Genomic DNA, 21,378 nt, shown 5'->3' with positions numbered 1-21,378 from the left:
ATGGAACACATAACAGACAACACAATTGAAATAACGAATATAATACCTTCACTTCCAAATATGGGTGGGTATGTACTTTTCACTGGAATCGTACGTGATATCAATGAAGGTAAAATTGTAACCCATTTAGAATATGAAGCATATTCGGAATTGGCAAATCAAATGATCAATTCCATATTGCAAGATTGTAAACAAAAATGGGTACTTCAATATGCAAATTGTATACACCGACTTGGAAAGTTGATCGTTGGTGAAATTGCAGTGATCGTTTCCACTGGTTCAGTCCATCGAGACGAAGCTTACCTAGCAAACCGATACATTATCGATCGAGTGAAACATGAAGTACCAATTTGGAAAAAAGAATACTACCAAGATGGTAGTTCCGAATGGTCAAAGGGATGTCTACATGACTCAAACCACGAGTGATGTCGTCTTTTTACTCTTGGTTGGTGGGAAAAGTTCCAGGATGGGTGAAGATAAAGCATTTTTGCCAATTGGGAAAAATTCAACCTTCATAAAAACTCTCGCAAAAAAAATTTCAATTTTTAAATTCAATCTCTTTTTATCACTTCGAAAAGAACAACTCCCTCTCTATGAATCATGGTTTCCAAATAACTCTTTTATTTTTGACCAATTTGAAAACATACAAGGACCATTGTGTGGGTTAATTTCGGCACATCATTTCCTAAAATCGAATCACATTCATTACAAAGCAATTTTCACGATTGCAGTGGATACTCCTTCCATCAAATTAAAATCAATCAAACGACTGATTGATAGATATCATGAAAATCCAAATTTATCTGGTGTTTTCTATCAGACGAAAAATGGAATCGAACCATTATGTGCAATTTATAACAAATCAACATTAGAAGAATGGATTCAAGCTTACTATCTCAATCCAAAGATTGAATTATCTTTACAAAAAAAAATAAAGGCTTTAGAAAATACTTCAATCTTTCTAAATTTACCAATGGAAGAAGAAATTTTTTTGCAAAATATTAACTCAAAATCAGACTTTGAATTGTATCATAGATGAAACTTCACCAAAGAAAACAGTTTTGGATTTTTGATATGGATGGCACGTTAACAGTTGCACAACATGATTTTTTAGCGATTAAACAAGAACTCGGTATCCCAACGGATGTTGATATATTAACTTCACTCTCATCCCTTCCACCTAACGTAAAGAAACAAAAAGATATAGAATTAGATAATATCGAATACAAAATTGCACAATTAGCAAAAGCATCACAAGGTTGTTTTGAATTTTTACAAACAATTCACTCACAAACGAAAACATTAGGGATATTAACGCGCAATAATTTTGTAAATTCATTAGAAACATTAAGTGCAGCAGGGATTTCAAGTTTTTTCAATGAACAGAATATTATCTGCCGAGATCGTGCCATTCCAAAACCAAACCCTGATGGAATTTTGTATCTGATGAAACAATGGAATGCAAAACCAGAAGAAACGATAATGATCGGAGACTATATATATGATTTAGAAGCTGGTAAAAGAGCAAATGTTGAGACAATCTACATTGATCCAACTGGATTGTTCCCTTTCCAAAAGGAAGCGAGTTACAAAGTTAGGAAATTAGATGAAATCTTGTATCTATAAGCAAAATTAAATTTTTATCGGATTCATATTTTTGATTGGAAATCTAATTTCGAATGTTAACCCTTTTTGAGTTCCAATCAAAATTGTTCCCTGTAATTGTTTTACTAAATTTCTGACTAACATCAAACCTATACCCTTTTCCTCCGATTCAACATTCATTCCTATTCCATTATCTCGAATAACCAAAACAAATTCCTCTTCCAATTTTCCTAAACTCACTTCAATTATTCCCTTATTTTCTATCGTAAAAGCATGACGAAAACAATTGGAAACCAATTCATTTAAGATCAATCCAATCGGAATAGAACGATCGAGATCCATTTCAAAACCTTCTTCCACTAACTCTCGCAATTCTATATCTACATTTTCTTTCAAATAAGTTATTTTTAAGTTACTTAAGATTAAAGAAAATATTTGATTCAAATTTACATAAAGTAAGTTTGGTGAACCATAAATAATCTTATGAACTGATGCAATAGCTTGAATTCGGTTTTGTATCAAGTTGAGTGATGATGTCAATTTTTCATCTTTTTCAGATTCAATTTGTAAGGCCATAAGCCCAGATATGATTTGTAAGTTATTATTTACTCTATGGTGTATTTCGGTTAGAAGTTTTGACTTTAATTTTAGGTCTGATTTAATTTGGTGTTCATGAGCCAGTCTCGTTTTTTGCTCTTTTTTGATAGAACTGATGTATAGAAAAATCAAAAGAATCATTGCATACAAATCTTTAAAAAAACCTTCATACTCATCAAAATAATCAATCAACAAACCATGTTCAAAAATATTGGAAATATTTACATAACAAGGAATCAAAGCAAGTAGTATCAAAAAAGTCCCTTCCCCGCGAAAAGAAGGTCTTTTCATAAAATAAACAATAATAAAGCAAAATGACACCAAACAAAAGAATAGCGATAAAACATTTAAGAGAACGATTAAATTCATATCAATGTTGGCTAACCAATATTTCTCTTTTCACGCTTACGAAAAAACAAACGGAAGAAAAAAAATAAAATGAATGTTCTAAAAAATTGAAAAAATCGTGGAAATAATATCCTTCGAGAACTGTAAAAACATTACTGAACCAAATCAAAAGAAATGCTGTGAATAAAAAATTATATTTTGGAATTAGCTGAAGGATCAATAGTCTTGAAATAATTAAGATACCAATGCTATCGAAAATCAGATTTAGTACTTCACTTAATTGATACATTGGCTTCACCCAAAGAAATTAATTTCCTTAGCTGGGTAAATTTACCAGAAAATCAAAAAAAGGTAAAGTGAATAATTACAAAATTCGGAACATAATTTTATCTAGTATATGTCCGAAGGGTTCATTTTTGCAAGCCGTATAACATCGGATAAAAATTTCCGATGGCTGATGATTGATTTTTGTTTTAATTCGCGTGTTGGATTAAAAATACCTCTTTTGCGAAATATTTTCAATGGATCTAAATTGATATCCGACCATGTACCAATTTCCAATGTTAGGGGGAGAAAATGCCTAGAAATAGGAGATTGTGTCTCTTTTATATTTGATTGGAATTTATCATACAATCGATCCCAAAGATCACCATGGCTTGTATAAGTTTCACTTTGTGGCCCAAATCGATATAAGAAATGATTTAAATGATTTGTAAAATTTGAACCAATTTTCTGAAATAAATCTTCATCAGCACATGGTTCATGTGTACTCGCATAAGGCCACCATACATGATCCACAGTACCAAAACCAGAATGAATATCTACAACTGGGATTAATTGATTTTCAGCTTTAAGAAAATATTCCTTGAAGTATCGATCTAAAACCCTTGACTCAGTTTGTAACACCTTACCACGATAATACGGAAAAAAATTTGAATACTTATGCCCCCCAAAAAAAAATGGAGCTTTAACCGCTTCTACACCTGAATTTCGCATCAAATCGACACCCTTTGGGTTCGAACGTCTTTTTAAAGCAACTCCACCTGGATTTAGTACTGGAATGCAAACAATTCCAACTTCACCATTTTTGATTTCATGATACAAAACAGAATTTTTACGTGCAAAAAGATCATCCAAAAAATCTAATAACACCCGAATGCCAATGGTCTCTAAACCATGAACGCCTGCTATAAGACCTGAAACATTACTTTTAATGGCTTTCGGTTTTCCAATTTCCAAAACATAAATTGGGAACCTAAATCCTTCCTCCGTTTTAGAAGAGAAGCCATATTGTTTTAATCTAACAAGTTTACCACCCAACTTAACAATTTTTAGGATTCTGTTTTCATAACGATTTAATCTTTTTATACCACGTAACATTAATTTTTGCCTCGAATCAAATCAAATGAATTGTAAAACCAAATCTCGTTTGTATCTATGATTCAACATTTTACAACGACTCCATTTCTAAAATTCGAATATTACGATTACTGTTACATTTTGATTACAATTTTTCCATTCTATGATTGTGTTCTCAAAATGAAGGAAATTAAAACATTGAAATGAAATTTGGTCCACCAAATTCTATCATACGGAAACAGGTTTCATTCAAATCGATTATGACAAAAAAAAATACCAACCAAAAGGTAAGTCCCAAAAAACCAAGTAGATTTCGGGAAGATAATATCCTAGTGAATCATACTTCCCTTCATGTCGGAGTTTGGCCAGGAAGAAAAAAGACTGTCATTTGTTTACATGGATTGTCTGGAAATCTACATTCGATGGAGTCATTTGCAAACTTACTTTCAAAAGCAGGTCACAAAGTTATCTCCTACGACTTAAAAGGTAGAGGTCATTCAGACAAACCAAATACTGGCTATGGTTTTATGAATCATATTGAAGACTTAAATCAATTGGTTCAACATTACAAATTAAAGGATTTTATAATTTTAGGACATTCCTTTGGATGTATGATTGCACTTCGTTATGCACTTAAATACCCTAATAAAATCAGTGGTATGATACTCATAGATGGAGGTGGTCTTTTAACAGTCAAAAAGAGAATCCAAATCCTAAAGGTGCTCAAACAGTCATTTGATCGCTTGGATGTTGTCTATAGAAGTCAAAATGATTATTTTAATTTGGTAAAAAATTCTCCTTTAGTACCAAAGTGGACAAAGAAAATCCAAGATTACTTTGGAAATGAATTACACCCAATTCAAAATGGTTATGTTTGCCATATGCCAAAATATGTTATGGAAGAAGAACTAAAAGAGATGGGTGGTGCCATTGATTTGAAAACTGTAATGTTACAATTTTTATCTCATCCAATGAAAATGGGCAAACGAATGATACTCAACAAGAGATTGAACTTCGAAACAATTCTTACTCCAACTCTCATTCTAAGAGCTACTAAAATGAATTTGTTTCCTAATGATGATTTATTACCAAAAGATTCATTTGATGAAATGTTAAAAAGAATCCCTAATTCAAAAGGAATGGAAATTGATTCCAATCATTATGGAATTCTATTTGATCAGATTAAAGAAAGAGATAATTCGATTCTCAACTTCATTCAAAAACTGAATTAACGAACCAAACCAATTAGTCATAAAGATTTGATGTTTGATTCGTTAATTTCATTTTCCAACTCTAAAGGAAAAAACAAAGTCTTATATTTTTTTAGCAGATACTAAAGCATGTATGACTTTCCAATCTCCATCGTTCCATAAAAAAGAATATTGGGTGCGAAAGTTCATCACCTTACTTTGTAAGTTTGCTTTCACAACACCAAAATTATCCACAAGATCAATCGAATTGATTTGAACCTCCCTTTCTACACCACCTAACTTTCCATCTTTTAAAGATTGCAGGTATTTCTCTTTATTAGAGACCATAATATCTTCCATCCCACTCACGCTGACATGGTCAGTAAATTGGTCATGAAATGTCTTTTCTAAGGAAAAAACATCCCTCGCATCGATATTACTGATGAAAGTTTTAAACACCTTCTCCAGACTTTCTTTTGTATTCTCATTTTGATTTGTATTCATATATCCCCCTGAACAAAAAATCCGTGTTCTGTAAATCTCACAATTGTTGCTATAGCAACATTTAGACCAAAAAAAATTTAAATCGCTGATTGGTCATAAATTTCATCAATGATCCGTTTGAAGTTATGAAAGTCTTGTTTTGTTAATTTTTTGAACATTCTACTTCTTTCCTTTTCAATTTCAGGAACCAAACGTGTATAAAGATCGATCCCTTTTTTAGTTGGAAATACTTTATGTTTCCTTCTATCATCAGGATCTGGAATGATTTTGATCCAAGCTTTTTTTTCCATATTCCGAAGTGCACGAGCCATAGATGGCCGATCATCAAAATCTCTGCCTAAATCTGATTGGCTACAACCTGGTTGTTTGATGATTTTGACTAATACAAACCACTGTTCAGGGAACAATTCAAGCTCCTGCTCCATCGCAAGCCTCATAAACTGTTTTCTTAAAGCACGAACAGTGCGATAAATTAAGTATGCATATGAGTTTTCTAATTCAAAATCATTTTCCATTTGTTGCTATAGCAACATTACAAATTTCAAAAATCATGTCTAGCAAATTTTTCATAAAAAATAATCACTTTAGACAGTATTTTTCAAAAGAAATCAATTTAAATTACAAAAGAAGATTCAATCGAATTCGAATTGTTTCGAGATTTGTTTGAATGGTTGCAACTGAATTCCGGGAACCTGTTGACAGAACAGAACTCTTATTTAAACTGAAAGTTTTTTTGCACAAAACGAGGAGAATGGTTATGAAAACCCAAAAGAAACTTTCGATTACAAATTTTGATTATATTCGGTTAAAGAATATGATTTCCGAATATTCAAAACGTAACAAAACAAATGCGAATACAGAAGATCTATTAGGGGAAATTGAAAGAGCTCAAAAAGTAGATTCGACAAAAATTCCGGCGAATGTTGTTACAATGAATTCAATTGTTGAAATCAGAAACTTAAATGAGTTAGATTTTGATGAATTCCAATTGGTATTTCCTGAAGTATCCAACACTTCTGAAAGGAAAATTTCAATTTTGGCTCCAATTGCAACTGCTTGTTTAGGATATAAAGTCGGAGATATCATCCAATGGAATGTTCCAAACGGTGTTCAACAATTCCAAATTACAGACGTTAAGTACCAACCAGAAGCAAATGGCCACTTTCATCTGTAATGAAAGGAAAAATTAGTTTGAAATAAAGATTGCGACTACTTCTGGTATATGGCAAACAATAAGGAAGAAGGTAGTCGTAATTTATATCCAATTTTCAATAGAAGATTCTTCACGATTTGAACCACAATTCCATGTTTTAAAAATCGATGGGACGAGGTTAAACTAATATAGGGAAGTAAAATTGGTTTTTGGATTTTCTTAAATTTTTTACTCAATTCTGTATCTTCGAACAAATATTGTAATCTAAGATCAGATATCCAAAGAACACGAGAGAAAAAAATACAATGGTCCAAATATACGATCCCTTCCCATGGAATCCGGACGAAATTTGAATAGCAAGAAATCCATTTTAAAAAAATATGCCGTCGATCAAATTGGTGTGTGAAACCACCCCAAACAATGGTTTTCTCTTTTTTTTTACTTTCATGAATCAAATATTCGATAGCATCACTGTTTAACAAACTTCTTGGATGATGGAATAAAATCATCTCACCTTTCGAACGATGAAAGCCAATGTTAAGTCTTTCTGCGCGAGTAAATGCCTCTTCTTGGTGAACAAGAATGATTTCGACATCCTTTCGGTTTTGAAAATTTGCCAAGGATTCTTTGTAGTAAGTATTTAAATTCACATCGACAGGCACAATGATACTTAACATAAAGAATCTCTTCTGATAAAAATCAAAACAATGGATTTTAGAATCAATTTTTTACCAAATATATGGAGATGGTAGAATGAGAATCAGCGTGTTTTTCAGGATTCGAAGTTCTAATTTTCCCATCTGCTATCAATGATTGAATTCTATTTTCATCAATTGATTCTTTTGTAAGGATTTGTTTGATTTCATCAAATCTTCGTTTTACTAACCTCGATTGATAAGCGATATCTCCTGAAGTATATGATTTTCCAACCAAAACTATTTTGAAACTGATTTCCGATTTAAGAACTTCTCTAGTGAATGAAATTAACGTTTCTTTGGATTCTTCAGTTAACGTATGGTCGTCTGGTGGGAAGTTAATTGAGTGGATAGGATTTGGATTTCCATTTGAATACCAAAATGGTAATTTGGATGGAATATTTGGATTGTTATCCTGTGATTGCAATGCCTCTAAAACTAACTTTTTCGGGCAAACCACAAGTCTATCAGTTGATGAATTGAATGAAACTAAAAACCCCAAAGTAGTAAAAATAATATCCCAAGGCTTGGCAAAAGAATTAGTTTCCACTACAAAGATGTCTGTAGGATTGGTATCTTTTTCTTTGTTTAGATTGTGTTCGAAAATAGGTAACAAAAATAACACGCGATAAGTTCTAATTTCTATATTACTATCACACCCATTTGATGGGGAAAGTGGGAGGTGTTTTCGTTTTTCGAGAGGAATTCCGTGCCAAGCACAAGACATAGAAACCAAGGATAAAATGACAGAAAAAACATGAATCTTGAAATTCGCTTTTTTGAAAAGGTTCATCATACGGAAAACTTCCCATTTCGTAAATCCATTGGAAACCATTTTAACACTAACTTGTTTGGTATATTTTAATTTTTATTCGGATACAAACAATGGAAAAATCATTTAAAATTTTGAATGTCCGTTTTAAAATTGAATGATATAGCTAAGGCTGTTGTTTCTGACGGGAGTGGAGGATTTTATCTTGCTTGCAATTTCACATATGCTCTAGGTTTTCAATTTCAGAACGTCGTACAAATAGTACCAAAGTGCAAATTGAATTCCAATTTTTGACCTAACCCAGTTTTACAACTTAACATAGATTAAATGGCTAAAGAAGTCGATATTGCTTTAGAAAAACTTTAGTGTACGATCAAAACTCTGCATTTGCATTAGATTCAAATGGAACATTGTTAGCATGGAATCCAATTTTTTCAATCAATTCGCTTATCTTTCCTATGCCACTGCCTTTTCGTTAGATGGTCTTTTTACGAATGTTGTTGGGTCATTCAATCAAAATTTAGCAAATTCCCAAAAGAAAACAGGTGTTACTTTCCATCAAAAACAATATGGAAAATATTGAATCATTGCTGGAAATATAACAGAACGTGGTTACGAACCCTTTAGTGGATACCATCGCATTGAATTACCAAAATTTTAATGAGTCTAATTATTAAATATAATTCGAAATTGATTTAAAATTAGAATTAAAACTTATATTTCTCTCGAATTTAAAGTCATATAGGATACCCTGTATTCTATATGACAAAAGGAGAGGATATGAAACGGATCGTAGTATTAGGAAGTAATTTTGCGGGTGTAACTGCAGCAATCTCAACAAAAAGAAAACTTGGTAATTCAGTCGAAGTGATTGTCATTTCACCTGCTGCCAATTTTTTATATGTTCCTTCTCTCATTTGGGTTCCCTTCGGAATCCGAAAAGTAAAAGACATTACGTTCCCCGTGGAACCGATGTTAGCAAAAAAGGGTGTGAGGTTCATTCATGATCGAGGAACAAAAGTGATCCCTGATCGAAATGTTGTACTCACTGAAAAACATGGTGAAGTCACATATGACTATTTAGTCGTAGCAACTGGTGCTTCTCTTAACTTTGATATTTTGCCAAATCTAAATCCAAAAGAAAATTTGATTCAATGTATCGTCACACCTGAACTTGCAGAAAAATCAGCACAAGCATTCGAAGAGATTGTAAAAAATCCAGGTCCAGTGGTTGTCGCAGCCACCCAAGGGGCAAGTTGTATGGGAGCGGCATATGAATATTTATTCAATTTAGACAAATACCTCAGGAAAAGAGGAGTTCGTAATCAAGTTGATATCACTTGGGTAACACCTGAACCATTTTTAGGCCATTTTGGAATTGGTGGAATTGTTGGTGGTCAAAAAATGTTAGAAATTTTTATGAAATTATATGGGATCAAATGGTTTACCAATGCAACGATTCAAAAAATTGAAAAGGAAAAAATTACGTTAGGTGATTCAACGGAGATTCCATACAAAATGTCGATGATGATACCTCCATTTTTAGGAGCAGATGTCATGAAAAACTCTCCTGAACTTGTAGATGAAAAAGGCTTTGTTGTTACGAATGAAGGTTACCAACACATCAAGTATAAAAATGTTTATGCAGCTGGTCTTGCTGTTGAAGTCATTGCACCATTTAAAAAATGTGCTGCACCTTTTGGAGTACCAAAAACGGGTTTCCCTTCAGATGTTATGGGGAAAATTGTCGCAGAAAATATTAAGAATGATATCCTCGGAAATGGAAAATTTAAAACCATGCCTTTTGGTAAAATCCCAGGTATCTGTATCATGGATGCTGGGAAAAAAGAAGTTTGGATTCTCACCAATCACTTGTTTAAACCCAGACAATTTGAATTGATGATACCCAATATGTTTTATAATATCGGAAAAATTATCTTAGAAAAGTATATGTTATGGAAAAACAAAAAAGGATACGTCCAACTTCCATAAGTTTGAACATAAATATTCCTTTGAAAGGAAAGAACAAAAGCAAAAATGGTCTAGAGAAATCTTTTCTAGACCAAAATGCATTTGAAAATTGGAATTATACTTTTATGTTTTTCTTTTTTGATTACTTGTCATAATAGTGAAGGACAAAGAGAGATTCCTCAAGTTCAAAAAGGTGTCCTAGATCTAACTAACGTTACGTTCAATAACCACTCAATCCTGCCGTTATCTGGGGAATGGGATTTTTATTGGCAAAAATTGATCATAAGCCCGACATCCACTCACTTAGTATCTTCGGTTCAACCGATTCAAAAAAACAATTCCGAAAGTAAACCTGTATTTTTGAAAATTGGGAAACGGTGGAAAGAAATCCATTCGGGTACAGGATTTGCCACCTACCAAGTCAAAATTTTATTCCCCGATACTCCAACTGAAGAGCCATTTGCTGTTCGTTTTTTGCAAACAGGTGGAGCTGCCATGGAAGTATTCATGGATGGGAATCCATCTCTTTCCTTAGGAAAAGTGGGGAAAACGAAAGAGGAAATGATTCCAACTAGAAGTTCTGGTATCATCGTACTTCCTATTGGACAAAAAAAAATCAATTTAACTGTTCATATTTCCAATTATTATCATGACGATGGATCTTTTTGGTATCCTCCAAAAATAGGAAAATATCGAGACATTCAAAATGAATACATCAAAGAGATCACATTAGATTCCCTATTAACAGGTGCCTTGTTTTTTATGGCATTTTATCATTTTTTATTATTCTTTTTCAGAAGAAATCGGTCTCTGATTTTGTTTTTTGGATTGTTCAGTCTCACCACTGCCCTTCATTCCATTTCATTAAATGGAGACATCCTATACCATTTGATTCCCAATGTTCCTTATCGAATTGCTTTTTCTTTATCACTTATCTTTTATTTGGCGATGCCATTTTATCTTTCATTTTTAGCACAATTATACCCAAATCAATTTTCCAAAAAATTCATTCAGATTTTTTCTATTGTTAGTTTCCTATTGTATTTAGCTGTGGTTTTGTTACCAACAGAACTCGGCTCTCAAACAACACTTTTTGGAATCTTTATTACAATCTTAGGATTACTTTATTCTGTTGTTTCTTTAACTATATCTGCTTTCAAAAAACAAGAATTAGCACTTAGTTTATTGATCATCCAAGTATTTTTATTGTTTAGTGCGTTTAACGATACTTTGAATTTATATGGAATATTCCAACATACACTCATTTTGAAATATTCTTATTTATCAACAGTCTTATTCCAATCACTCATACTTGCTTCTTTTTTCACAAAAACATTTATCAAAAATGAGACTTTAAAAAACGAACTCACAAAATTAAATGAATCCCTGGAACAAGCAGTTGTGGCTCGCACTGAAGAATATCGAGAAGCAAAACATATTGCAGAAGAAGCAAATCAATGGAAAGATAAATTTATATCACTTGTAGCACATGACTTACGTTCACCATTGAGCACAGTATACTCTGCACTTACATTAACTTACGACGAAGACACTCCAAAAGAAGAAAAGGATCATATTTCAAAACAAATATTTGTCATTTTGGAAAATGCGATGTCTACCGTTGAACATTTATTAAATCTAAATAGGTTTCAATTGGATAAAGGACAAATCCATTTGGATCTAACTGAAAATAATGTACTCGAATCTGTACACCAAGTCGTTGAATCATTTGCATTGGAACTTCAGAAAAAATCTATTCAAATCGAAATTACAGTTTCCGATTCTGCACAAGTATATGCTGACAAAACGATTCTAAACGAAATCATAAGGAATCTGATTGCGAACGCGATCAAATTCAGTCATCCAAATGGGAAAATCGATGTTAGATTTTCCGAAACTGTTAGTATATCTACTATATTCATACAAGACTACGGAACTGGAATTTCTACTGAACAAAAATCTCGAATATTCACCGATCCCATGTCCTCTCCTGGGACTTTAGGAGAAAAGGGATTTGGCATTGGTTTAAAACTTTGTTTCGAATTAATGAGACTACAAAATGGAAATATAAAAGTAGAATCGGAATTAACACAAGGGAGTCTCTTTTTACTAGAGTTTCCAAAAAGAAATCGAACTTGATAAATTCTTGATTATTTCTCGAGGCATCGGATACTTTTGTAGAACAGGAGAAATCTAATGAGACGTATTATTTTATTACCGTTTCTTTTTTCTCTTGTTACTTGTTCGTTTCCACAATTGTCAAGAAGTCCCTTAGACTATTTGGCTTTCCTTCGTGTTTTCACTGGTTTAGGTCAAACTTTAGGGGGAGCTGTTTCAGGACTAAGATCTGGAACTTCAGTAACACTCACCAATGGAAACGATTCAATCACCATTACAGCTGATGGAAATTTTACTTTCCCCACACGTTTAACCTCTGGCCAAAGTTATGATGTTGGTTTAACGACAAATGGAGTTGGGATCACTTGTTCCTTAACCAACGGTAAGGGGGTTGCCCAAAATTCCCAAATAACAAACGTTAGTGTAACTTGTGGGATAGGTGCCGGCTTTTATGAAGTTGGAGTCAACGTTTCAGGGATCAGTGGATCGATTTCTGTTCAAAATAATGCAGCGGAAACTCTCACTATATCATCAAATGGACTTACTAAATTTTCTACTTTGCAACTAACTGGATCCAATTATGCGGTCACAATCACTTCACAACCTGCAGGAACCGTTTGTACTTTTGATAACCCATTATTAGCTTTTGGTACGATTGCAGCTACGAACGTAACAATCTTCATCACGTGTATCAATGGTTACATTGTTGGTGGAAATTTGTTTTCTTCTACTAGCAGTGATTTAGGAACAAATTTAATCAATCGAAAGACATATATCAGGACATTTGTTGGTTCCTTCCCCACTAACAATGGTGGCACAGGTCCCGCTTCTGGTGTAGCGGTTGCTACAGCTTTGCCAACGGTTGCTAGGTTCACCAATCCAAGTATGTTAACAAGTGATGCTAGTTTTCTTTATGTTGCTGATACTGGCAATGGTGTGATCCGTAAAATTGATAAATCCACAGGTGTAACTACCATTCTTGCAGGAGGAAACACAGGCGGAGGAATCACTTGTCCGGGAACTGTCACAACAAATTGTTTGGACGGAGTCGGAACTGCCGCCCAGTTTAATGGAATTGTTGGGATCACGACAAATGGAAATAATCTATTCGTATTAGAATTAAATGGAAATCGGATTCGCATTGTTAACTTAGCAACTTCTGCTGTTTCCACGTTTGTTGGATCCGGATCAACCGGCGCAGCAGATAATACATCCGGAATCTTAGCATCTTTTTCCAATCCTACTTGGCTCACCTTACATAATGGAATATTTTATATTGTTGACCGAGGAAATTGTACAATTCGTACGGTAGACCCCATCACTTCTGCTGTGGGGACAATTGCTGGAGCTGCCGGTTCTTGCAATTTTGCGAACAATCCAGTTGGTACGAGCGCAAGGTTTGTATCTCCGATTGCCATTGTCGGTTTAGGGAGTTACCTCTATGTAACTGATGTAGGAGTTGGTGGAGGTTATAAAATTAGAAGGATTGCACTCACTGGTACAAATGCTGTTGATACATTGGCGGGAGATGGTGTGCAAGCATCCACTGATGGTTTTGGGACTTCTGCCCAATTTAACGATCCACATGGAATCACAACAGACGGAACGAATTTATTTATATCAGAATGGCTCGGACATAGAATTCGCCATTTAAACTTAAGTAATAATAAAGTCACAACACTTGTAGGAAGTACATCAGGGTATTCCGATAATGCGACTGGGAATGGCTTACTCAATTTCCCAGGGTACATTACAACGGATGGACAAAAAGTTTACATTGCAGACCAAGGGAACCACTCCATTCGATTTTTAGAACCTTCCGAATTAATCCAATATTCATTCGATGGAAATGCTAACGATTCGATCGGAACCAATCACGGTTCACTGATTGGTTCTCCGACACTTACTTCAGATGAAAATGGTCTTTCAAACGGTGCTTATGAATTGAATGGAACATCGGATTACATTGTATCATCAGGACCATTAACGCAAAACACAGATAATATCACTTTCTCCGCTTGGGTACATGCTTCTGCGAATGATGTTAACCAATTCATTCTGTACAATGGACTCGGTCTCAGCAATGGATACGGTCTCAAGTTGGATAATACTGGAAGTTTGAGAATCGACTTAACAGGAACCCTGAGTCCTCCTATTGCAATGAAAGTACCACTCAACCGTTGGGTACATGTTGCAGTACGTAGGTTATCTAACAATTGGCAGATTTTCATCAATGGAAGTTCGACAGGAATTGTATTTTCAACAAGCCCTATCCAACCAAATGCAACAACTACGTTTAAAATTGGAGATGCTGGGACTGGTAATTTCTTTAGAGGAAAAATTTCCAATGTCCATTTTTTCAATGGCGCGTTAGACGATGATTCGATACAATCATTAGCAGTACAAGTTCCAACAGGTTTGATTTCTTATTTCCCTTTGAATGGAAATGGAAAAGATTACGGAAACTTCAAAAATGATCTTACCAATTATGGAGCCGCCAGTACAACAGATCGTTTTGGCATACCCAATTCAGCGTATTATTTTAATGGAGCCTCCTACTTCCAAAAACCAAATCCAAATGGATTACCCACAGGTTTTGTAAGTCGTACCATCTGCGCTTGGTTTAATACTTCTTCTGGTATTGGACAATATATCATCAGTTATGGAACACCAGTTCCAAATACAGGAAATGGTCTTGTCATTGATCCTCCTGAAGTGGGAATGTTTGGATGGTCTGCGGATGCAAAAATATTACACGAAGATTTTGTTAACCAATGGATCCATCTTTGTGGCGTTTTTGATGGTGGAACAAAAAACGTTTCTCTATATGAAAACGGTACCTTAAGACATTCTGAAACACAAAGTGGTTGGTCTACAGGTACGAGCGCAAATTTAGAAATAGGAAAATTAATCACTGCAACTGGGTATTTTTCAGGGGATCTTGATGATATTCGAATTTATGATAGGACCTTATCTGTTGCAGAAATTCGAGCAATTTCAGGACCTTATCCAACACAAGTTAGTTCCTGGAACCAAACGGTTGCTAGTAGTAGTTTAAAATTTTTCTTATTACCAGAAAGTGCAAATATTGGTCCAGGAGGTTGCCTTGGCAGTGTCAATTGTGTCTCCGCTTGGAATGATCGCAGTGGTAACAATTTCCACGTCTACCAAGGCTCAGCCCCTGCACAGCCAGTGTACAATGCGACAGGTATGAATGGAGTACCTGTCATTCGTTTTAATGATGCTTCTGCCAATTATTTGTCCACTTCCTGTTCTACTGAACTCTTATCCACTTCCAATACGATCTTTGCTACTTACAACGACATCGGAATGACTGGCAGTGACGGAATTTTCCACAATGGTGAAAAACTGCTCTATTTACCGGATATTACAACTAACAATCTCTTAAGTTTTTTTGATCTCCAGCTCAATAATCCAAAATTAATTTCAACGGGTGCATTTAACATTCCTTCAGAAAATATCCTTATGTCCTTAGATTTTAATGGAACTACGGGTAGTATTTATAAATTTGGGAACCAAATTGCTTCCTCATCCATACCGAGTGCGGGATATACATGTGGAGTTTATGACTTAAGTATCGGTAGGTTCTTATGGAATTCGGGAATTTATCCGTTCAATGGGGATTATCTTAATGGTCATATAGGAGATATTATCTATTTCAATCAGGTTCTTTCCACAAGTGACAGAGAACTCGTTGAGTGTTATTTATCAGGGAAATACAGAATGAAGGTAGGACATAGATGTCCTTGATGCACCAAATCGGTTAACTCTCTTTAGGTGCAACGAACAATTAAGTGATTTTAAATTACGGCGTTGGATTTCCGTTTTAACATTTGTATTCCTAGTGCAATCATCCAAACCAACCAACACAAACTTCCGACTAACCCTGCAAAGGGGATCTCCTTCACACCAGGGATAACAAGCGAAAATAATTCAAATTGAGCTAGTAAATATAAAAAGGCAGATACCAATCCAAAATGCGAGATCCACTTGGGAAATATTTGGCTTGTACGAAAAACAATTGATACAAGAAACATCCATAAAATTGTAAAAAGTTGGCCTAAGTGTTCACCTATCAAAACACCAAATAGATGGTGAATTGTTTGGAAATTGATGAGAACTGCTTGTCTTAAAACTTCTGAAGAATTAGGGTCAAAGTATATATTTGATAGAATTGGTACAACAAATACCCAACGTAAGAGTCCAATCAATTGGAAAAACAAAGATGTAACACCAAAAATAACGGCGGTTAAAGACAACAATGGATTATATACTTTTGTATTCTGATACAAATGTATATACGCGAAAAAAAGTGGGAGCCCTGAAATTCCAAAGAACCACCATGTCCAAACTATGGAAGAACCACCTTTATGGAATTCTGCCAAAATCAAGTCAGTTGGTTGTCTCAATATATCTGGATATTGAAAATTCATAATTAAAAGTGAATAAGGAATTTGTATAAGAATGGGTATTATGATTAATACCAGTCCAATATAAGGATTCCATTTCATTGTTTCATTTTTCATATTTTACCTCTAAAAAAATTCTGAATAACTAATGCCTGGTGTTGGGTTGAGTTCTGTTGCAGAACCTTCTGCGGAAAGAACAATCAATCCAAATCGAAAACTAAATCCTCTCCATATCATAAAACGGTACCCAAGTTCAACCATAATTGTATCTTTCCTTTGGTATTCCAAATTCACACCTTTCCCATATGATAAATACGTATAAAACGAGGAAGGCTGATTTGAATCCAATCCAAGATCCTTTGGTAAAAACCAATAACCAATCCCTATTTTATAAAACTCAGTTGTGATCCCTGGATCAAAATTGGTTACATAATATCCAGCATGAACAGAGTATTGGCCCTTTCTATATTCTCCACCGATGGAAGGAGCGCGAAATAAATTAACTGAAAATTCCTCATTGGAGAATTTTGAATTCCCTAAGATAGCATCTGCGAAAAGAAAAAACAAACATAGGTAGTTCAAAATTTTTATTTTGAAGCTTCGAATCATTTCTCTTTTATTGTAAACAAATTCGGTAACTTTGTCGTCTCACCCCATTGGATGGAACTTCTCTTTTTTAAAAAAAATCTGTATATCCAAATGCAAAGTCTTATGATAGAATCAAACAAACAATGATAGGATCTATTTTATTAAGTGCAGGCTTCATCCAGTCATTGTTATTGGGATTGTATTTTTTTTTCCAAGGGAAGGATAAAAGACAATACAGTATGCATTTATCTTTTTTCTTTTTTTTTCTTTCTCTCTCCATGGCCTGCAACCTAATTTATTTTTCAGGAAATTTAAATGAATTCCCACATTTAATCAAATTGGGATATTTTTTCGGATTTTGTATCGCTCCTATTTTTTCATTTGTCGTAACTCGGTATTTTCTGATTCCAAAGGAACGTATTGATTGGGAAGGATTCACGTTATTGGTTCCTATTCTGTTTTTGCTTTACGAAGCTCCTTTTTTCTTAATGAGTGGAGGAGACAAAATTGTATCTCTTACAAAGATTCAATCGAATGAAATATTTAGTGAAACTAATTTATTTCAATTATTAATCTTATTATTTTCATTCTTCGTTTTCTTAAGAACATACTTTCGGTTTAAAATGGAAATGGGCCAATTTTCAAAAGATCTGTATTGGGAAGGTCGGATATTTGCAAATTATCTTTTACTATTACTCATTTGGCTTTGTTTTTGTATTTTGATTTGTATCATTTTACCAGGCAAAACCTCTGAATCGATTTCGAATCTAGGGTTTTCCATTTGGATCCTTGGGTTTGCATGGCATAGGGTTTATATGGATAAAAAAGAATCCCATGATTTTCCAAATCAACAATTTGAAACAGTAAAATACCAAAAGTCGTATCTACCTGAAATACAAATGATGGAATATGGGAAACAATTGGAGAGTTTACTCGAAGACAAAGAATTATTATTCGATGGTGATTTAAATCTTTCCTTCCTTGCCAATAAACTTGGAATTTCTTCTCATTCGACATCTCAAGTATGTAACAGATATTTTGGCAAAAGTTTGATCGAAATCATCCAAGAAAAAAGAATTGAACATGCAAAAAATGCATTAAAACATTCAGATGAAACAATTTTAAGAATTGGATTTGATGTTGGTTTTAATTCTAAAAATTCATTTATAAGAGTGTTTAAAGAATTAACTCACCTTACTCCATCTGAGTATCGTAAAAAACATAAATCTTAGTCGAAACAATTTTGAAATTGATACTATCATTTCGACTAAGAAATAAAATTGTGAAAGTTTAAATCCTCGATTCCTTCAAACTTAATGCAATGGAAAAAGAGAAAATACAAGCAATCATACCAAATGCAAACACTGCAGCATAACCAAAATGATCCGCAACAAATCCTGCAAGTGGCCCAGTCACTCCCAATGCAAGATCAAAGAAAGCAACATAAGCACCTAATGCAACTCCGCGAAATTGTGGTTCCATGTTTTTAACTGCTTCTACACCGAATGCAGGGAAAACAAGTGAGTATCCAAATCCTGTCAATGCTGCACCTATAAACGCTATATAAGCTTGATTTGCCTGCCATAATAAGATCTGTCCAATAATTGCGACAAATGAAAAGATGAGAGCGATTTTTTTCCCTCCATATACATCAACTGTTCCAGCAAAAAAGATCCGAGATAGAACATAGGCTGTTCCAAATATCGCCATCACCCATTGTGCATTTTCCCATCCTCTTTCTTTGAAGAGTAAGGTACTAAATCCAGCAATCCCAGCGAAAGATACGGCTGCAAAAAGTAATCCAAAACCATGTTTCCATACTTTAGGAATCACTTGGTAAAATGGAATTCGTACTTTACTAGCGGGAGGGATAGCAGGTACAGAAATAGAAATGAGTCCAGCAATTACAGGAAAAAGAATCGCTAACATAATTCCACCCTGGAATCCTAATTGTTGTACCATAAAATATCCCAAAGGGGCAGAAATGGCAATTGCTCCATACATTGCCATTCCACTCCAAGCCATCACACGGCCTGCGTTAGCTGGTCCAGCCAAACCAACTCCCCAAGAAAGAGCACCAGTGATTAGTAAACTTTCTGAGTAACCTAAGATGATTCTACCAATAAAAAGTGTGATAAGCCCCGTAATTCCAGGTATCAATAGAGGACCTAAACTTACAATACCTGAGAATACTGCAAAGAATAATCCCCTCGTGACTGCTACTTTTGGCCCTTTTAGATCCGAGATGGATCCTGAGTGGTGACGAAACAGTAATGTCACTATTGATTGAGTTCCAAGTAGAATTCCAAGCCAAACATCACTATACCCTAAAGTATTTCTGATAAAACCTGGAAGTGTTGCAATAGGAATTCCAACAGAGAAAAATCCAAAGAGAACAATTGACGCGATGATGATTATATATTTCATATACATTCCTTAATTTTTTAACGAAAATAAACATGTGTTAGAAGTGCACTTCCGTATAAACCAAGTCCATAAACAGTATGGATTGCAATATTTCGAAGTCTAACTTGAAACGGTTTTGGAGTTTTTGAAGCTGCTATCCCAATACCCATAGCAGGTTGCATCAAAAACCATGGTGCAAGTATGGTCAGTACTCCCAAAAGAACAGGTTCCTTGATGGAAGGATTTTCTAACCAATTTACTCCCCAAATGATGGGTAACCAACTAGCAAAAAAAATTCCGATCGCATAATGTGAGATCCATCCAATTTTTATTTCTCCCGGTATCACCTGAGAATTCCCAATTGGTGTATGGAAAAATTTACCTTTTGCACAATGTCCAACCCATCTACCCAAAAGGCCGAGGTCTAAGGAGTTCACTTTCAATGTCTTTTGTAAAAAAAACCTCCATAGATCCATAGCCATCGTAGCGCCAACTCCAATCAAAATTGTCTGAATTGTGATACCTATCAGGTGATCCATGACAACCTCCTTATCAATAAATGATTCTATCATTCAATTATTTTATTGAATGATAGAATGTCTATAGTTTTTTACAAAAATCTAAAAACTCTTGCCAGAAAGGGAAAGATTGATTTTTTAAGATTGGTATGAGAAGTTTGGAAACAATTCCCCGTATGAGCGAAATCGCGAATATGCTTGGTAATGAATCACGTTTAATTTTGCTTCAGCTCCTTGCAGAAGGGGAAAAATCTGTAGAAATTCTTTCTGAAGAATCGGGAATTCCAGTTGCTAACACTTCACAACACCTCCAAGCTCTAAAAAAAGCAAATCTTGTCATTACAAGGCGAGATGGAAAAAGAATACTGTATCGTTGGGAATCTGGTCCGATGAAGGAACTATTTCTAGCATTAGAAAAATTTGCAATCTATAGCACTGCCCAAGATGACCATTCAAACTTAAAATTTAAAGGCAGAAACTCCGAGTTATCAACCTCTGAATTACAAAAAAAAATGAAAAAGGGAGGAATCCTTCTCATTGATGTCCGCTCAAAAGAAGAGTACAAAAAAGGACATATACCAGAAGCAATAAACATTCCTTACAATGAATTGGAAACGTATAAATTCCCCAAAAACAAAGAGCTGATTGTTTACTGCCGAGGACCTTTGTGTTTATTGTCTGTGAATGCGCTGAATTTTTTGCAATCTCGTGAACTGAGTGTTACACGGTATGGTGGAGGGTATCGGAATTGGGAATCAGGAGAAAATTAAGAGGAACAAATCTATAAACAATTTTCTAATTAATAGAATTTTGGTGATAAACTTGTTCCGCTTCGTTATACTAGAATTAGTTCCAGTTGTTTGTTTTCGGTTTTGCAATATTCACTTTCATTTCGCGATTGAGAATATTTTTTCCGTTTAAATCGCTGATAGCTTTGTCAGCTTCATTACGATCTTTCATTTCGATAAAACCAAAACCTTTTGATCCGCCAGTGTACTGGTCAGTGATGATTTTAGCAGAAGAAACAGAACCGTGAACTGAAAAAAGTTCGTTTAGCTTTGATTCCGTCATTTCGTAAGAGAGGTTACCTACATAGATATTTGTTGACATGTGATGTCCTTATT

General features: G+C 34.4%; 22 protein-coding genes. 11 read left to right on the top strand and 11 right to left on the bottom strand.

What is annotated here, in order from left to right:
- From ND855_RS02680 to ND855_RS02670, 3 genes are read left to right on the top strand one after another with little or no spacing between them, the layout of a single operon-like run.
- The gene (locus ND855_RS02680; RefSeq protein WP_265357077.1) at window positions 1–426 is read left to right on the top strand and encodes a molybdenum cofactor biosynthesis protein MoaE; all 426 of its coding nucleotides are present in this window, start codon (window positions 1–3) and stop codon (window positions 424–426) included.
- Entirely contained in the window at window positions 407–1,039 is a 633-nt protein-coding gene (gene mobA, locus ND855_RS02675) for a molybdenum cofactor guanylyltransferase (protein ID WP_265357076.1), read from the top strand. Before ND855_RS02680 ends, mobA begins: the two co-directional genes overlap by 20 nt.
- The gene (locus ND855_RS02670) at window positions 1,036–1,626 is read left to right on the top strand and encodes an HAD family hydrolase (protein WP_265357075.1); all 591 of its coding nucleotides are present in this window, start codon (window positions 1,036–1,038) and stop codon (window positions 1,624–1,626) included. The genes mobA and ND855_RS02670 overlap by 4 nt, the downstream gene beginning before the upstream one ends.
- A 6-nt stretch (window positions 1,627–1,632) precedes the next feature.
- Here the strand turns inward: ND855_RS02670 and ND855_RS02665 are convergent, their stop codons facing one another.
- Window positions 1,633–2,571, bottom strand: a complete 939-nt coding sequence (locus tag ND855_RS02665; RefSeq protein ID WP_265357074.1) for a sensor histidine kinase — start codon at window positions 2,569–2,571, stop codon at window positions 1,633–1,635.
- A 369-nt stretch (window positions 2,572–2,940) separates the two neighbouring features.
- On the bottom strand, window positions 2,941–3,930 hold the full coding sequence (locus tag ND855_RS02660) for a M14 family zinc carboxypeptidase (protein ID WP_265357073.1): 990 nt from the start codon (window positions 3,928–3,930) through the stop codon (window positions 2,941–2,943).
- Between the two features lie 182 nt (window positions 3,931–4,112).
- On the opposite strand from ND855_RS02660, the gene ND855_RS02655 reads away from it, so the two are divergent.
- Complete coding sequence (locus tag ND855_RS02655; protein WP_322113514.1) at window positions 4,113–5,141, top strand: alpha/beta hydrolase; 1,029 nt, start codon at window positions 4,113–4,115, stop codon at window positions 5,139–5,141.
- Between the two features lie 81 nt (window positions 5,142–5,222).
- On the opposite strand, the gene ND855_RS02650 is transcribed toward ND855_RS02655, so the two are convergent.
- Window positions 5,223–5,603 carry a nuclear transport factor 2 family protein gene (locus tag ND855_RS02650; protein WP_265357072.1) on the bottom strand — a complete coding sequence of 127 codons (381 nt, stop codon included), beginning with the start codon at window positions 5,601–5,603 and terminating at the stop codon, window positions 5,223–5,225.
- 77 nt (window positions 5,604–5,680) lie between these two features.
- Window positions 5,681–6,118 (bottom strand): MarR family winged helix-turn-helix transcriptional regulator, encoded by a 438-nt coding sequence (locus ND855_RS02645; RefSeq protein WP_265357071.1) that lies wholly within the window; start codon window positions 6,116–6,118, stop codon window positions 5,681–5,683.
- A 242-nt stretch (window positions 6,119–6,360) separates the two neighbouring features.
- Here ND855_RS02645 and rnk point away from each other — a divergent pair, with 242 nt between their 5' ends.
- Complete coding sequence (gene rnk, locus ND855_RS02640; protein ID WP_265357070.1) at window positions 6,361–6,777, top strand: nucleoside diphosphate kinase regulator; 417 nt, start codon at window positions 6,361–6,363, stop codon at window positions 6,775–6,777.
- 35 nt (window positions 6,778–6,812) lie between these two features.
- On the opposite strand, the gene ND855_RS02635 is transcribed toward rnk, so the two are convergent.
- Together ND855_RS02635 and ND855_RS02630 are read right to left on the bottom strand one after the other, a co-directional pair.
- On the bottom strand, window positions 6,813–7,433 hold the full coding sequence (locus tag ND855_RS02635) for a glycosyltransferase family protein (RefSeq protein ID WP_265357069.1): 621 nt from the start codon (window positions 7,431–7,433) through the stop codon (window positions 6,813–6,815).
- A gap of 43 nt (window positions 7,434–7,476) precedes the next feature.
- Window positions 7,477–8,247 (bottom strand): OmpA family protein, encoded by a 771-nt coding sequence (locus ND855_RS02630; protein ID WP_265357068.1) that lies wholly within the window; start codon window positions 8,245–8,247, stop codon window positions 7,477–7,479.
- Between the two features lie 394 nt (window positions 8,248–8,641).
- Here ND855_RS02630 and ND855_RS02625 point away from each other — a divergent pair, with 394 nt between their 5' ends.
- The 4 genes from ND855_RS02625 (at window position 8,642) to ND855_RS02610 (ending at window position 16,083) form a co-directional block, all read left to right on the top strand.
- Window positions 8,642–8,806, top strand: a complete 165-nt coding sequence (locus tag ND855_RS02625; RefSeq protein WP_265357067.1) for a hypothetical protein — start codon at window positions 8,642–8,644, stop codon at window positions 8,804–8,806.
- Between the two features lie 197 nt (window positions 8,807–9,003).
- The gene (locus ND855_RS02620; RefSeq protein WP_265357066.1) at window positions 9,004–10,215 is read left to right on the top strand and encodes an NAD(P)/FAD-dependent oxidoreductase; all 1,212 of its coding nucleotides are present in this window, start codon (window positions 9,004–9,006) and stop codon (window positions 10,213–10,215) included.
- 255 nt (window positions 10,216–10,470) lie between these two features.
- Complete coding sequence (locus ND855_RS02615; protein WP_265357065.1) at window positions 10,471–12,333, top strand: sensor histidine kinase; 1,863 nt, start codon at window positions 10,471–10,473, stop codon at window positions 12,331–12,333.
- A gap of 57 nt (window positions 12,334–12,390) precedes the next feature.
- Entirely contained in the window at window positions 12,391–16,083 is a 3,693-nt protein-coding gene (locus ND855_RS02610; protein WP_265357064.1) for a LamG-like jellyroll fold domain-containing protein, read from the top strand.
- A 50-nt stretch (window positions 16,084–16,133) separates the two neighbouring features.
- On the opposite strand, the gene ND855_RS02605 is transcribed toward ND855_RS02610, so the two are convergent.
- Together ND855_RS02605 and ND855_RS02600 are read right to left on the bottom strand one after the other, a co-directional pair.
- A complete protein-coding gene (locus ND855_RS02605; protein ID WP_265357063.1) occupies window positions 16,134–16,859 on the bottom strand; it encodes a DUF4386 domain-containing protein in 726 nt (241 codons plus the stop codon).
- A gap of 9 nt (window positions 16,860–16,868) precedes the next feature.
- A complete protein-coding gene (locus tag ND855_RS02600; protein WP_265357062.1) occupies window positions 16,869–17,351 on the bottom strand; it encodes a hypothetical protein in 483 nt (160 codons plus the stop codon).
- Between the two features lie 122 nt (window positions 17,352–17,473).
- On the opposite strand from ND855_RS02600, the gene ND855_RS02595 reads away from it, so the two are divergent.
- Window positions 17,474–18,562, top strand: a complete 1,089-nt coding sequence (locus ND855_RS02595; protein WP_265357061.1) for a helix-turn-helix domain-containing protein — start codon at window positions 17,474–17,476, stop codon at window positions 18,560–18,562.
- A gap of 58 nt (window positions 18,563–18,620) precedes the next feature.
- On the opposite strand, the gene ND855_RS02590 is transcribed toward ND855_RS02595, so the two are convergent.
- Both ND855_RS02590 and ND855_RS02585 read right to left on the bottom strand, forming a co-directional pair.
- A complete protein-coding gene (locus tag ND855_RS02590) occupies window positions 18,621–19,757 on the bottom strand; it encodes an MFS transporter (protein ID WP_265357060.1) in 1,137 nt (378 codons plus the stop codon).
- 17 nt (window positions 19,758–19,774) lie between these two features.
- Complete coding sequence (locus tag ND855_RS02585; protein ID WP_265357059.1) at window positions 19,775–20,275, bottom strand: DUF2938 domain-containing protein; 501 nt, start codon at window positions 20,273–20,275, stop codon at window positions 19,775–19,777.
- A 155-nt stretch (window positions 20,276–20,430) separates the two neighbouring features.
- On the opposite strand from ND855_RS02585, the gene ND855_RS02580 reads away from it, so the two are divergent.
- Window positions 20,431–21,024 carry an ArsR/SmtB family transcription factor gene (locus tag ND855_RS02580; RefSeq protein ID WP_265357058.1) on the top strand — a complete coding sequence of 198 codons (594 nt, stop codon included), beginning with the start codon at window positions 20,431–20,433 and terminating at the stop codon, window positions 21,022–21,024.
- A gap of 76 nt (window positions 21,025–21,100) precedes the next feature.
- On the opposite strand, the gene ND855_RS02575 is transcribed toward ND855_RS02580, so the two are convergent.
- Window positions 21,101–21,364, bottom strand: a complete 264-nt coding sequence (locus ND855_RS02575; RefSeq protein ID WP_100716636.1) for an RNA recognition motif domain-containing protein — start codon at window positions 21,362–21,364, stop codon at window positions 21,101–21,103.
- Between the last annotated feature and the right edge of the window lie 14 nt (window positions 21,365–21,378).

This window comes from Leptospira paudalimensis (assembly GCF_026151345.1).
GTDB classification, from domain to species: Bacteria; Spirochaetota; Leptospiria; order Leptospirales; family Leptospiraceae; genus Leptospira_A; species Leptospira_A paudalimensis.
The sequence above is the reverse complement of the archived record's forward strand: the minus strand, read 5'-3'. Positions and strand labels throughout refer to the sequence as shown.